This is a genomic window from Clostridioides sp. ZZV15-6597, from assembly GCF_020657815.1.
Taxonomy (GTDB): Bacteria; Bacillota; Clostridia; order Peptostreptococcales; family Peptostreptococcaceae; genus Clostridioides.
In genome coordinates this window covers 1-381 of record NZ_JAGWCT010000280.1, presented here as the reverse complement: position 1 = coordinate 381, position 381 = coordinate 1, and the positions used below count along the sequence as shown (strand labels likewise).

At 28.3% G+C, this 381-nt stretch carries 1 protein-coding gene; it reads left to right on the top strand.

What is annotated here, in order from left to right:
• Nucleotides 1-306 precede the first annotated feature (306 nt).
• The coding region (locus KGF52_RS21215) for a helix-turn-helix domain-containing protein (RefSeq protein ID WP_139046823.1) at nt 307-381 on the top strand (75 nt) is incomplete at its 3' end.

Below are 381 nucleotides of genomic sequence, written 5' to 3'. Positions count from 1 at the left end.
CGGATAATGCCGAAGGATAAGATATAGTCTGTGCTTGCATGAAAGTGTAAGAAGTTCATAAGAGAACTGCATAGGTAGTAGCGAACTTATGTGAACGACAACCTCAAAAATGATAAAAGTTAAGACTTACGGTTCTTACATATGTTATTTAAAAATAAATATAAAAAATCTTCAAAATACTTGTTTTAAGTAATTGCATATTTTAATATTATGATAGGTGATGAAAAATGGAAGTGACTCATGGTAGAGTATATGTATATTTAGTACAATACCATATAGATAATCAGAAAAAACAAGTAAAGTAAGGTGGTAGTAGTGGAAAAAGCTTATAAGTTTAGAATGTATCCAAATAAAAAACAGCAAGAGTTAATTAACAAAACT